Raw genomic sequence first — 11,914 nt, 5'->3', positions numbered from 1 at the left:
GGTCACAGTCGAGGTCCTCGGAACGGGGAGTGTGGTAACTCCTGATCCTGAGGGCCTCGACCCCTACCTCAACCCACCCGCCTCACCCGGCGTGTCGCACCCCACCCACCGCAAGTACGAAGAGCCACTTAAGCGGAAGTCCTCGACGCCGGGACTCGAAGTCCTCGGCGAAGTAAGCCGAAGTCCTCGACGCCGGGACTCGAAGTCCTCGGCGACCTAAGCCGAAGTCCTCGACGCCGTAACCCGAAGTCCTCGGCGACGGGGGCCGAAGTCGTCGGCGGGGGGAGCCGTAGTCGTCGGCGGGCGGGTTAGAGCCAGGCGCCTCGGTAGAGGACGCGGGAGACCGACCAGTCGGGGCCCAGGACGACCGCGTCGGCGCGCGTGCCGGGGGCGAAGCTGCCCACCGACGACAGGCCCAGGTACTCCGCGGGGCGGCTCGTCGCCGCCGCCAGAGCGACCAGCGGGTCGACGCCCGCCTCGATGGCGTTCACCACGCCCTGGTCGAGCGTCAGCGTCGAGCCGGCGATGGTGTCGGTGCCGGCGATGTGGGCCACGTGGTCGCGGACCTCGACGGGCAGCTCGCCCAGCACGTAGTCGCCGTCGTCGCAGCCGGCCGCGGCCATCGCGTCGGTGATCAGCACGATGCGCGGGTTGGCGCCCATCACCCACGCCGCCAGCTCGGGACGCAGGTGGATGCCGTCCACGATCAGCTCGGGCCAGACCCGCGGATCCTCCAGCAGCGCGAGCACCGGACCCGGCTCGCGGTGCTTGAGTCCAGGCATCGCGTTGAACAGGTGGGTGGCGCCGGTCACGCCGGCGTCGATCGCGGCGACGGCCTGGTCGTAGGTGCAGTCGGAGTGCCCCAGGGCGGCCACGGCGCCGTGCGCCACGATCGTGCGGATCGCCTCCAGCGCGCCCTCGCGCTCGGCGGCGATGGTGACCATCTTGACGGTGCCCGCGCCGGCGTCCAGCAGCCGCTCGACCTCCGCGGGGGCCGGGTCGCGCAGCCGGTCGACGGGGTGGGCGCCCTTGTACTTGGGGCTCAGCCACGGGCCCTCCAGGTGGATGCCGGCCAGCTCGCCGGCGTCCACCAGCACCGCCAAAGCCCGCACTTGGGCCTCGAGCTCGTCGATCGACTGGGTGACCAGCGAGGCGACCACCGACGTCGAGCCGTGCGACCGGTGCAGCGCCGCGGCCGCCGCGGGATCCTCCACGAACGAGAACCCGCCGCCGCCGTGGTCGTGGACGTCGACGTAGCCGGGCGCGAGCGTCACGTCGCCGAGCTCGACGACCTCGCCCGGGCCCTCGGCCGGTGCCCCCACGCCCACGACGGCTTCGCCCTCGATCACCAGCTCACCGGGGGTGAGCAGTTCGTGGCCGGTGAAGACGCGGTCGGCGCGGAGACGGATCATGGTGGAGTCCCTCCTCAGGACGCGGTGACGAGGTGCCGGTCGTCCAGCACCCTCAGAATCGGATCGTAGTGCGCTTCCACGGCCGCCCGGTACGCCTCGAGGTCTCCGCTGACCGCGGCGTCCAGCATGGCCTCGTGGGCGGCGGCGGTGACGTCCAGGTCGCGCTGCCCGACCACGCCGAGCCGCGGCGCCACGGTCGTGTGGATGTCCCAGAAAGCGGCGACGAGCTGGCCGTACAGGGCGTTGCCGAGCCGCTCGGCGAGGTTGAGGTGGAACTGCCGATCCTGCACCGGGTAGGTGGTGTGCTGGGCGGCGAGGACCTTCATCTCCTCGACGCAGACGCGCAGGTCCGCGGTGTCGGCGCCGGAGAGCCGCTCCACGACCCGCGGGGCGAGGCTCAGGTCGAGCCCCTTGCGCACCTCGACGACCTCGCGCAGCACCGACAGGTCGTCGCCGGGCAGCAGGACGCCGCGGAACACCATGCCCTCCACGAGCGGACGCAGCGACAGCTGGCCGACGAACGTGCCGGTGCCGTGCCGCACCTCGAGGATGTCCAGCGCCACCAGGGTGCGGATGGCCTCGCGGACCGACGACCGGGACACCCCCAGCTTCTCGACGAGATCGACCTCGGTCGGCATGGGGTCGCCGGGGCGGAGGTGTTCGCTCAGGATCAGGTCCTTGATGGCATTGACGGTGGCCCTCGCCCCGTCCTGCCGATCTTGCTTCATCGGTTGCTCCTTCGCCCGGTGATGTGCCTATAATGCCACAACGTCAGACATCAGACGTCCGACATCATAGGAGCTTTCAATGGAGAATGGGTCTCTCGCCACCACTCGTCGTGGCTTCCTCAAGCTGACCGGCGCCATCGGCGCGGCGGCCGCCCTCGCCGGGTCGCTGTCCGCCTGCGGCACCACGCCGGCGCAGCGCACCGCGGCGCCCGGGGGAGCGACCGCGTCCGCCAAGTCCGACGGCACGATCACGGCCGCCATCAGCTACGAGCTGGGCACCAACGGCTTCGATCCGATGACCACGTCGGCGGCGCTGACCGTGGCCGCCAACTGGCACACGATGGAGGGACTGACAGAGATCCTCCCCAGCGGCAAGCGCGACGTCTACGCGGCGCTGGCCAAGGAACTGCCGGTCAAGGTCGACGACACCACCTACGAGGCGACCCTGCGCGACGGCGCGGTGTTCCACAACGGCAGCCCCGTCACCACCGACGACGTCGTCTACAGCTTCGAGCGCGTGCTCGACCCGAACAACAAGTCGCTCTACCGTCAGTTCATCCCCTTCATCTCCTCGGTCACGGCCAAGGACGACAAGACCGTCACCATCAAGCTCTCCTACCCGGTCTCCCTGGTCGCCGAGCGCGTCGCCGTGGTGAAGATCGTCCCCAAGGCCGTCGCGTCCGCCGACGCCAAGGCGTTCGACGCCAACCCGGTCGGCACCGGCCCCTACAAGATGACCGACAACTCGGCCACCTCCAAGGAGATCAAGTTCGAGCGCAACGAGGCCTACACCGGCCCGCGCCCGGCCCTGGCCAAGGAGATGACCTGGAAGATCATGCCCGACGACGCCACGCGCACCAACGCGCTGACGTCCAAGGCCGTCCAGGCCATGGATCTGGTGCCCGACCTGTCCATCGGGACGCTGCAGCAGTCGGCCACCGTCGCCGCCGAGCAGGGCTTCTCGCTGCTGTTCGCCATGTTCAACATGGGCGCCGCGCCGTTCAACGACGTGAAGAACCGCCAGGCGTTCTTCTACGCCCTCGACATGCCCAAGATGATCCAGACCGCCTACCTGGGCAACGCGACGCCGGCCACGAGCTTCGTGCAGGAGACGCACCCGGACTACCAGAAGGCGTCCACCGTCTACACCTACGACGCGGAGAAGGCCAAGGCGCTGCTCGCCGAGACCGGCCTGAAGAGCTTCCGCCTGCTGTGCACCGACCACGGCTGGGTCAAGAAGATCACCCCGCTGATCAAGGAGGCCCTCGAGGCCGTCGGGCTCAGCGTCGACTTCACCGAGAAGAAGTCCGCCGACGTTTACAACACGATCGACGGCAAGCCCGACGCCTTCGACGTCGTCGTGGCCCCCGGCGATCCCTCGGTGTTCGGCAACGACCCCGACCTGCTGATGCGCTGGTGGTTCGCCGGCGACGTGTGGACCGACTCCCGCATGCACTGGAAGGGCTCTGACTCCTACAACCAGATGCAGACGCTGCTCAACGACGGCCTCAAGCAGGAGTCCGCCGAGCAGAAGGCCACCTGGGGCAAGGCGTTCAACCTGCTGTCGGACGAGATCCCGCTGTACCCGCTGTTCCACCGCAAGACCACGTCGGGCTACGACAAGACCACCCTGGTCGACTTCAAGCCCATCGCCCTCACCGGTCTCGACTTCCTCGACACCGGCTCCACCAAGTAACACCCGCCGAGCGCGGCCGCGCGGGGCCCATCGGGCCCCGCGCACACCCCCGGCACCCACTCCAGGGTCCACCACAAAGGAGTGCACCACGTGACCACCCTGTTGCGTCTCATCGGGAGACGCCTGATAGCCCTGCCCATCATGATCCTCGGGGTCACCTTCCTGGTGTTCTTCGTGATGTCCTTCTCCCCCGCCGACCCGGCGCGGCTGGCGCTGGGCGAGTCCGCCTCCCCGGAGGCGCTGGCCGCCTACCGCGCCGAGCACGGCCTCGACGACCCGCTGCTGCTGCGCTACTTCCGGTTCCTCGGCGGCCTCGTCCAGGGCGACCTGGGCACCTCGGCCGGCAACGTCCCGGTCACCGAGTTCATCTCCAAGGCTTTCCCCATCACGCTGCAGCTGACCCTGGTCGGCCTCGTGCTGGCGGTGCTGATCTCCCTGGTCCTCGGCGTGACCGCGGCCCTGTACCGCGACCGCTGGCCCGACCAGCTCATCCGCGTCCTGTCGATCGCCGCGCTGGCGACCCCGTCGTTCTGGCTGGCGCTGCTGCTGATCCAGTGGCTGTCCACCGTTCCCGGCGGCGCCGGGCTGTACCCCGCCGTCATCTCCGAGTGGGTCCCGTTCCGGGTCGATCCGGGCATCTGGATCAACAACATCACGCTGCCGGCGCTGGCCCTGGCGATCCCGGTGGCGGGCTCGCTGACCCGCGTCGTGCGCACCTCGGTGGTCGAGGAGCTCGACCGCGACTACGTCCGCACCGCGATCGGCGCCGGCATCCCGATGCCGGTCGTCGTGGCCCGCAACGTGCTGCGCAACGCGCTGATCACCCCCATCACCGTGCTCGGCCTGCGCGTGGGCTACATGATGGGCGGCGCCGTCATCATCGAGATCATCTTCAACATCCAGGCGATGGGCCAGCTCATCCTCGACGGCGTCACCCGCAACGACGTGTTCCTCGTGCAGGGCGTGACGCTGACCGTGGCCATCGCGTTCATCGTGATCAACATCATCGTGGACGTGCTCTACGTCCTCGTGAACCCTCGGATCAGGACGGTCTGACATGCGACGCAAGCTCACCGAGAAGCTCTCCCAGCCCGGCCTGCGGCTCACCACCCTGCCGATCGGCTCCCGCATCGCCCTCGTGGTGTTCGCCCTGGTCCTGCTGGCGGCCGTCTTCGGCCCGTTCTTCACCCAGAACCCGCAGGCGTCCGGCGTCCCGGCGCTGCCCCCGTCGGCCGAGCACTGGTTCGGCACCGACGCCATCGGGCGCGACGTGTTCTCCCGCGTCATCAACGGCTCCCGCAGTTCGCTGGTGATCGGCCTGGGGGCCACGGCCGTCGCCCTGGTCGCCGCCGCGATCCTGGGCTCGATCGCCGCCACGGCGTCCAAGTGGGTCTCCGAGGTGCTGATGCGCATCCTCGACATCATCATGAGCTTCCCCGGCATCGCGCTGGCGGCCGTGTTCGTCGCGGTGTGGGGCAACTCGATCCCTGTGCTCGTGCTGGCGATCGCGTTCCTCTACACCCCGCAGCTCACCCGCGTCGTCCGGGCCAACGTGCTGGCGCAGTTCGGCGAGGACTACGTCTCGGCCTCCCGCGTCATGGGCGCCTCGACGCCGTGGATCCTCATCAAGCACGTCGCCCGCAACTGCATCGCCCCGATCCTGGTGTTCGCCACCGTGCTGGTCGCCGACGCGATCGTGTTCGAGGCGTCCCTGTCGTTCATCAACGCGGGTGTGAAGCCGCCGAACCCGTCGTGGGGCAACGTGCTGGCCGAGGGCAAGCAGCTGCTGCTGATCGGCGGCTGGTGGGCCACGTTCTTCCCCGGCCTGGCGATCCTCATCACCACCTTGTCGCTGAACGTGCTGTCCGAGGGCATGACGGACGCCATGGTGGCGCCCAAGGCCCGCAAGCCGGTCAAGCTCGACGACCCGGTCGAAGCGTCGGAGAACCCGAAGGCCGGCCTGAAGCTGACCGTGCCGCACGGCGAGGTCGTCCCGCTGGACGACCGGCTCGCGGCGCTGGCGTCCGCGGAGAAGGAGCGCAACGACCGCCTCGTCTACACCGGCCCCGCGGGCCCCCTGCTCGAGGTCAAGAACCTGTCGATCAAGTTCCCCGAGGCGCACGGCGACGTCGACGTGGTCGACAACGTCAGCTTCTCGGTGCGGCCCGGCGAGACCATGGGCCTGGTCGGCGAGTCCGGCTGCGGCAAGTCGATCACCTCGATGGCGATCATGGGGCTGCTGCCCAAGTCGGCGCAGCTGTCGGGCGAGATCTGGTTCAACGGCGTCGACCTGCTGAAGCTGTCGCCCAAGGAGCACAACGCCCTGCGCGGCCACGAGATCGCCATGATCTATCAGGACGCGCTCAGCTCGCTGAACCCGTCGATGCTGATCAAGACCCAGATGAAGCAGCTCACCTCCCGCGGCGGGCAGCGCACCGCCGAGGAGCTCCTCGAACTGGTCGGCCTGGAGCCGAAGCGGACGCTCAACTCCTACCCGCACGAGCTCTCGGGCGGCCAGCGGCAGCGCGTCCTGATCGCCATGGCGCTGACCCGCAACCCGAAGCTGGTGATCGCCGACGAGCCCACCACGGCCCTCGACGTCACCGTGCAGAAGCAGGTCATCGAGCTGCTCAACGGCCTGCGCGAGAAGCTCGGCTTCGCGATGGTGTTCGTCAGCCACGACCTGGCGCTGGTCGCCTCGGTGGCGCACCGCATCACCGTCATGTACGCCGGCCAGGTCGTCGAGTCGGGCGAGACGCTCGACCTGCTCACCGACCCGCGCCACGAGTACACCCGCGGGCTGCTCGGCTCGGTGCTCTCCATCGAGTCCGGGACCGGACGCCTCCACCAGGTGCCCGGCGTCGTGCCCAGCCCCCGCGAGTTCGTCGCGGGCGACCGGTTCGCGCCGCGCTCCTTCAACCCGACGGTCGGACTCGACGTCCGCCCCGACCTGGTGACCGTGCCCGGCACGAGCCACCGCTACGCCGCGCATCCCGAATTGGAGGACGCCCGATGAGCGAAGCCATTCCCGTCTCGACCGACCCGATCGACCTGCCGGACGCCGGCGTCCCGGCCCGTCCCGAGGGCCTGCCGACGCAGCCCGCGCCGGTGCTGGAGCTGCGGCACGTGCACGTGGTGCACAAGACCCGCACGGGCGGGCTGTTCAAGCCCGGCACCGTGCACGCCGTCAACGACGTCGACTTCACGATCTCCCGCGGCGAGACCGTCGGCATCGTGGGCGAGTCCGGTTGCGGCAAGTCGACGCTGGCCCGCGTCCTGGTCGGCCTGCAGCACCCCACCGACGGCGAGGTGCTGTTCCACGGGGCGCCGCTGCGCTACGACGCCAACACCCGCAAGGTGCTGGGGCGGGCGGTGTCGGTGGTCTTCCAGGATCCGGCCACCGCGCTGAACCCCCGCATGACCGTGCGCGACCAGCTGATCGACCCGCTGCGCGTCCACGGCATCGGGACGCCGGCCGAGCGGGAGGCGCGGGTGCGCGTCCTGCTGAAGCTGGTCGGCCTGCCGGCCTCGGCGCTGGACGTGCTGCCCCGGCAGATCTCCGGCGGTCAGCGGCAGCGCGTCGCCATCGCCCGGGCGCTGGCGCTCGAGCCCGACGTCATCGTCGCCGACGAGCCCACGTCCGCCCTGGACGTGTCGGTGCGCGCGCAGGTGCTCAACCTGCTCACCGACCTGAAGGAGGAGCTGGGGCTGGGGATGGTCTTCATCAGCCACGACATCTCCACCGTCCGCTACGTCTCGGACCGGATGGCCGTCATGTACGCCGGCCAGGTCGTCGAGACCGGCCCCGCCGAGCAGCTGTTCACCGATCCCCACCACGATTACACCCGCACTCTGCTGAGCGCGGTTCCGTCCCTACTCTGAGGAGCACCTGTCCCGTGTCCATCCTGAACGGAATCATCCCCCCGATCCTGACCCCGCTGAACCCCGACGGTTCGCTGGATCTGGACAGCCTCGACAACCTGATCGAGCACCTGATCGCCGGCGGCGTCCACGGGCTGTTCGCCCTGGGCTCCTCGGGCCAGGTCGCCTACCTGACCGACGCCGAGCGCGACGCCGTCACCGCCCGCGTCGTGGCCACCGCGGCCGGGCGCGTCCCGGTCGTCGTCGGGACGCCCGACATGTCCGCGGCCCGCGTCATCGAGCAGGCCAAGCGCGCCGAGGAGCTGGGAGCGTCCGCCGTCGTCGTGACCGCCCCGGTGTACTCGCTCAACGACGCAGCCGAGATCGCCGAGCACTTCCGCATGGTCGCCGCCGCCGTCTCGATCCCAGTGATCGCCTACGACGTGCCCGTGCGCGTCCACGCCAAGCTGCCGGTCGACCTGCTCGTCCAGCTCGGCCAGGAGGGCGTCATCATCGGCGTCAAGGACTCCTCCGGCGACGACGTGGCCTTCCGCCGCCTGGTCGCGGCCAACCGCGCCGCAGGCAGCCCGCTGACGCTGTCGACCGGCCACGAGGTCATGGTGGACGGCATGGCGCTGCTGGGCGCCGACGGCTGCGTGCCCGGGCTCGGCAACGTCGACCCGGCGGGCTACGCCCGGCTGTGGGACGCCGCCCAGCGCGGCGACTGGGACGCCGCCCGCGCCGAGCAGGACCGGCTCGCCCGCCTGTTCGAGATCGCGTTCGTGCCGCAGGGCCGCTCCGGGGACGCCGGCGGCATCGGCGCCTTCAAGGCGGCGGCCGCGTCGCTGGGCATCATCGCCTCGCCCGCGATGCCGGCGCCCATGCAGGGCCTCGACGACGCCGACACCGAGCGCGTCAACGCGATCCTGACCGAGGTCGGGCTGCTGACGTGACCGAGCCCCGCCTCGTCGTCGGGGTCGACCTCGGCGGCACCAAGACCTCCGCCGCCGTCGTCGCCCCCGACGGTGAGGTGGGCCCGGTCGTCACGATCCCGACGCCGTCGGCGGTCTCCCCCGACACGGTCCTGGACGCCGTGGCGTCCGCGGTCCGCGCCGCGGTGACCGCGGCGGCGATCGGCACCGTCTCCACGGCGTCCCGCGCCGCCACCCTCGCCGAGGACTTCGGCTCCGCCCGCCGAGGACTTCGACTCCCGCCGCCGAGGACGTCGGTTCCCGTTCCGGACGCCCTCGCCGGCGCTGTCCCGGACGCTCTCGCCGGCGCTCTCGCGGATACCCTCGCCGGCGACCTCCTGGACACCCGCCCGGACGCTCTCGCCGACCCCCCTCCCGGGCTGGTCGGGGTCGGGATCGGCACCGCCGGCGCGGTGGATGCCGCGTCCGGGACCATCGTCTCGGCCACCGACACCTTCCGCGGCTGGGTCGGCACCGACCTGGTCGCCGGCGTCCGCGCGCGGCTCGGCGACATCGCCGTCGAGGTCCGCAACGACGTGGACGCCCACGCCCTCGGCGAGGCCTGGCGCGGGGCCGCCGCGTCGGCGTCCACCTTCCTGATGGTCGCCGCGGGCACCGGCATCGGCGGCGCCGTCGTCGTCGACGGACGCCTGCGCACCGGCGCCCACCACGTCGCCGGGGAGATGGGGCACGTGCCCGCGCCCGGCGCCGACGGGCTGCGCTGCCCCTGCGGACGCACCGGGCACCTCGAGGCGCTCGCCGCCGGACCCGCGATCCACCGCGGCTACCTGGCCCGCGGCGGCTCGCCCGAGGCGTCCGACACCCGGGCGGTGTTCGACCGCGCGCGGCAGGGCGACCGCGCCGCCCTGGACGCCATCGACGCGGCGGCGTCCGGGCTGGCCCGCGGCGTGGCCGGCATCGTCACCACGCTGGACCCCGAACTCGTCGTCGTCGGCGGCGGGCTCGCCGAGGCCGGGCCGCTGTGGTGGCGTCCCTTCGAGGACACCCTGCGCGCCGAGCTGATCGACGTGCTGGCCGGGATCCCGGTCGTGCCGGCCGCCGCCGGGCAGTCGGCGGCCATCATCGGCGCGGCCGGCGCCGTCTACGACGCCCAGCCCGCCCCCGAACCGCATCTACATCTCGTGGAGGAAGCATGAACCCCATCCTGGAACGGCTGCGCGGCGGCCTGATCGTCTCCTGCCAGGCCTACCCCGGCGAGCCGATGCTCGACCCGCGCACGATGACCCAGATCGCGCTGGCCGCGGTCGAGGGCGGCGCGGTCGGCATCCGCGGCAAGGGGCTGGACGATCTGCGCGCCATGCACGCGGCGCTCGACGTGCCGCTGATCGGCCTGGTCAAGGTCGGCCACGACGGCGTCTTCATCACCCCGACGCTGGCCGACTGCCTCGAGGTGGCCGCGACCGGTGCCGGGATCGTGGCCCTGGACGGCACGCGCCGGCCCCGGCCCGACGGCCTCAGCCTCGCCGCGACGATCTCGGGGCTCAAGGACGCCCACCCCGACGTGCTGGTGATGGCCGACTGCGGCTCGCTGGCCGACGCCGAGGCCGCCGTCGCGGCGGGCGCCGACGTGCTGGGCACCACGCTGGCCGGCTACACCGGCGAGCGCCCCAAGACCGAGGGGCCCGACTGGGAGGTCGTGGACCAGATCGTCGCACTGGAGGCGCTGCCCGTGCTCGTGGAGGGCCGCGTCCACTTCCCCGAACAGGCCGCCGAGGCCATGCGCCGCGGCGCGTTCGCCGTGGTGGTCGGCACGGCCATCACCCACCCGACGACGCTGACGCGCTGGTTCGCCGACGCCGTCGGCGGCGCGGCCGCGACCGCCTGAGCCGCGGCGGGTTGCGGCATGGAGGTCGTCGAGCTGGCGCGGTCCGGTGAGCCGTTCGCCGGGTCGGCGTTCGAGGCGCCCCGCTACCGGATCCCGGCGCTGTGCGTCACGGCGTCCGGGCGCCTCCTGGCCGCCTACGACGTGCGCGCCGACTGGCGCGACCTGCCCGGCGACTTCGACCTGGCGCTGCGGCACGCCGACGACGGCGGCCGGACGTGGAGCGCCCCGCGGGCGCTGCGCCGCCACGAGCCCGGGCACGGCTTCGGCGATGCGTCGCTGACGACCGACCCGGCGAGCGGCCGGATTCTGTGCTGGTACGTCGGGTCGCGCGGGCGCAGCTTCTTCAGCGCGGACGCCGAAGAGGGGCTCGAGCTGTGGTGCTCGACCTCCACCGACGACGGCCTGACCTGGACGCATCGCGACCTGTCGGCGCTGCGTCCGGCCGGGGCGACGGGCATGTTCGCCTCGTCCGGCAACGGGACGGCGACGGCGTCCGGGCGGCTGCTGCAGCCGTTCGTGCTGCGCCGCGGCGGGCAGCACGGGGCGGCGTCCGGCTTCTCCGACGACGGCGGGCTCACCTGGGCCCTGGGCGAGCCGATCGGCCCCGACTGCGACGAGACCAAGCTGCTGGGCCTGCCCGACGGTTCGGTGCTGCTGCACGCGCGCGCCACCCCGCGGCGCCGCGCGGCCCGCTCGGCGGACGGCGCTGCGTTCGGCGTCCCCGAGCCGGACGCCGCCCTGGTCGATCCCGGCTGCAACGGCGGCCTGGCGCTGCTGGCTGCGGGGGTTGCCGGCCCGCTGGTGGTCGCGACCGGGCTGGACGATCCGTCCGAGCGGCGCCGCCTGGTGGCGCGGGTTTCGCGCGACGGCGGGACGACCTGGGACGCCCCGGTCGTGATCGACGCGGGCGCGGCGGCCTACTCGGTGGCGGTGCCGCTGCCCGACGGCTCGCTGGGGGTGGCGTGGGAGTCGGGCGACTACGACGCGCTGCTGTTCGCCCGGATCACCGCGTCCGAGCTGGGGGTGGACGGCCCGGCCACCCTGGTGCCGCACCGGGGGCGTCCGGGAGCGGCGAAGCCGCCGGAGGTCGCCGGGCCGTGAGTCCTCGGCGGGGTGAGCCGAAGTCCTCGGCGGGGTAATCCGTAGTCGTCGGCGGGGACGTTGCGGGTCAGCGGGTCCAGCCGGACAGCCAGGCGCGGGTGGTGGAGGTGAGCCCCAGGGTGTCCTCCAGTTCGCCCGCGCCGATGCCGGGGAGCCGGATGCTCAGTTTGTCGGCTCTTCATACCTGCGGTGGGGGCACGGTGAGTCCGCCGCCGATGAGGAGCATGCGTAGCCGGTAGTTCTCTCGGTTCCGGAAGCCGCGGGCGATGCGGCGGTGGAGCTCGATAAGCCCGTTGATG

General features: G+C 72.0%; 10 protein-coding genes. 8 read left to right on the top strand and 2 right to left on the bottom strand.

Annotated elements, in window-relative coordinates:
• Positions 1 to 308: 308 nt before the first annotated feature.
• Together nagA and C1706_RS13770 are read right to left on the bottom strand one after the other, a co-directional pair.
• Complete coding sequence (gene nagA / locus C1706_RS13775) at positions 309 to 1,412, bottom strand: N-acetylglucosamine-6-phosphate deacetylase (RefSeq protein ID WP_129459815.1); 1,104 nt, start codon at positions 1,410 to 1,412, stop codon at positions 309 to 311.
• Positions 1,413 to 1,426: 14 nt separating this feature from the next.
• Positions 1,427 to 2,140, bottom strand: a complete 714-nt coding sequence (locus tag C1706_RS13770; RefSeq protein ID WP_129459814.1) for a FadR/GntR family transcriptional regulator — start codon at positions 2,138 to 2,140, stop codon at positions 1,427 to 1,429.
• A 79-nt stretch (positions 2,141 to 2,219) separates the two neighbouring features.
• Between C1706_RS13770 and C1706_RS13765 the strand changes: the two genes are divergently transcribed.
• The 8 genes from C1706_RS13765 (at position 2,220) to C1706_RS13730 (ending at position 11,615) form a co-directional block, all read left to right on the top strand.
• Positions 2,220 to 3,836 (top strand): ABC transporter substrate-binding protein, encoded by a 1,617-nt coding sequence (locus C1706_RS13765; RefSeq protein WP_129459813.1) that lies wholly within the window; start codon positions 2,220 to 2,222, stop codon positions 3,834 to 3,836.
• A gap of 90 nt (positions 3,837 to 3,926) precedes the next feature.
• A complete protein-coding gene (locus tag C1706_RS13760) occupies positions 3,927 to 4,892 on the top strand; it encodes an ABC transporter permease (RefSeq protein ID WP_129459812.1) in 966 nt (321 codons plus the stop codon).
• 1 nt (position 4,893) lies between these two features.
• A complete protein-coding gene (locus tag C1706_RS13755; protein ID WP_129459811.1) occupies positions 4,894 to 6,852 on the top strand; it encodes a dipeptide/oligopeptide/nickel ABC transporter permease/ATP-binding protein in 1,959 nt (652 codons plus the stop codon).
• Positions 6,849 to 7,718: an ATP-binding cassette domain-containing protein gene (locus tag C1706_RS13750; protein ID WP_129459810.1), complete on the top strand. Its 870-nt coding sequence runs from the start codon at positions 6,849 to 6,851 to the stop codon at positions 7,716 to 7,718. Before C1706_RS13755 ends, C1706_RS13750 begins: the two co-directional genes overlap by 4 nt.
• A 14-nt stretch (positions 7,719 to 7,732) precedes the next feature.
• On the top strand, positions 7,733 to 8,650 hold the full coding sequence (locus C1706_RS13745) for a dihydrodipicolinate synthase family protein (RefSeq protein WP_129459809.1): 918 nt from the start codon (positions 7,733 to 7,735) through the stop codon (positions 8,648 to 8,650).
• Positions 8,647 to 9,825: an ROK family protein gene (locus C1706_RS13740; RefSeq protein ID WP_129459808.1), complete on the top strand. Its 1,179-nt coding sequence runs from the start codon at positions 8,647 to 8,649 to the stop codon at positions 9,823 to 9,825. The genes C1706_RS13745 and C1706_RS13740 overlap by 4 nt, the downstream gene beginning before the upstream one ends.
• The gene (locus C1706_RS13735) at positions 9,822 to 10,514 is read left to right on the top strand and encodes an N-acetylmannosamine-6-phosphate 2-epimerase (RefSeq protein ID WP_129459807.1); all 693 of its coding nucleotides are present in this window, start codon (positions 9,822 to 9,824) and stop codon (positions 10,512 to 10,514) included. The genes C1706_RS13740 and C1706_RS13735 overlap by 4 nt, the downstream gene beginning before the upstream one ends.
• 18 nt (positions 10,515 to 10,532) lie before the next feature.
• On the top strand, positions 10,533 to 11,615 hold the full coding sequence (locus C1706_RS13730) for a sialidase family protein (RefSeq protein WP_129459806.1): 1,083 nt from the start codon (positions 10,533 to 10,535) through the stop codon (positions 11,613 to 11,615).
• The last annotated feature ends 299 nt before the right edge of the window (positions 11,616 to 11,914 follow it).

The sequence above is a fragment of the Propioniciclava flava genome (genome assembly GCF_004126535.1).
Classification (GTDB): Bacteria; Actinomycetota; Actinomycetes; order Propionibacteriales; family Propionibacteriaceae; genus Propioniciclava; species Propioniciclava flava.
This window is presented reverse-complemented; position numbering and strand designations above follow the sequence as displayed.

Bases quoted from the DNA above. Each gene is read 5' to 3' on its own strand.
- nagA (WP_129459815.1), bottom strand. From the start codon at position 1,412: ATGATCCGTCTCCGCGCCGACCGCGTCTTCACCGGCCACGAACTGCTC.
- C1706_RS13735 (WP_129459807.1), top strand. From the start codon at position 9,822: ATGAACCCCATCCTGGAACGGCTGCGCGGCGGCCTGATCGTCTCCTGC.
- C1706_RS13755 (WP_129459811.1), top strand. From the start codon at position 4,894: ATGCGACGCAAGCTCACCGAGAAGCTCTCCCAGCCCGGCCTGCGGCTC.
- C1706_RS13770 (WP_129459814.1), bottom strand. From the start codon at position 2,140: ATGAAGCAAGATCGGCAGGACGGGGCGAGGGCCACCGTCAATGCCATC.
- C1706_RS13765 (WP_129459813.1), top strand. From the start codon at position 2,220: ATGGAGAATGGGTCTCTCGCCACCACTCGTCGTGGCTTCCTCAAGCTG.
- C1706_RS13730 (WP_129459806.1), top strand. From the start codon at position 10,533: ATGGAGGTCGTCGAGCTGGCGCGGTCCGGTGAGCCGTTCGCCGGGTCG.
- C1706_RS13750 (WP_129459810.1), top strand. From the start codon at position 6,849: ATGAGCGAAGCCATTCCCGTCTCGACCGACCCGATCGACCTGCCGGAC.